The following is a 725-nucleotide window of genomic DNA, read 5'->3' on the forward strand; positions in this document are numbered from 1 at the left end:
CGTTCGTCATTGCCGCAAGGCACCCTTCGTCACCTTTCGGTTGCGACGGAAACGAAGATTTCCAAGGGGGTGGATTTGGGTGGGACAAAAACAGGCAAAAACTCCAATAAAATCAGAGGCTGAAGTTGGTGCCTCAATTCTGACAGCCTAGCGTTGTCGGTTGCGGTAGAGGGACATTGCCGAGATTCGGGCTGAAGTGATGGAAGGTTACAATGGGAAGAGTTTACACTGATTACTCGTTCGATTCCGTGAATGGCTATCTCACTATAAATACAGATGTTAGCGATTACTACGATGACAGTTATGTTGAGGCATATTGGGAAGACAACAGTTACTTTCACGAAAGCTTCTACGATTCCACTTCATTCTCATTTGAATTCGATGTTTGGGATGGAGGTGTATTTGCGCACGACATCTCCGTCGAGAACGATTTCACTGGTGAAATTGAGACATACTCCGAAGACTACCACGTATACGTGTATGCCTCAGCAGGACAGTCGATCAATGGCAGCGGCATCCGGGACATCGCGTTTGGAAGTGATTTCAACGACGTGATTTCGCTCGGCGCGGCAAATGACGACGCCTTCGGAGGTGCCGGCAACGATTACATCGACGGCGGCAGCGGTGCCGACGTTATGCAGGGCCAAACCGGCAACGACATTTATATCGTCTCGTCCACGAGCGACCGGACGATCGAGTATGCTGGCCAGGGCACGGACATCGTC

The 725-nt window shown here is 50.5% G+C and carries 1 protein-coding gene; it reads left to right on the forward strand.

Going from position 1 to position 725, the window contains the following annotated elements; all coding sequences use genetic code 11:
- Positions 1-212 precede the first annotated feature (212 nt).
- Positions 213-725, forward strand: a 513-nt coding sequence (locus tag G6N74_RS30445; RefSeq protein WP_376767774.1) for a calcium-binding protein, incomplete at its 3' end; no start/stop codon positions are given.

Source organism: Mesorhizobium zhangyense (assembly GCF_011045115.1).
Lineage (GTDB): Bacteria > Pseudomonadota > Alphaproteobacteria > Rhizobiales > Rhizobiaceae > Mesorhizobium_M > Mesorhizobium_M zhangyense.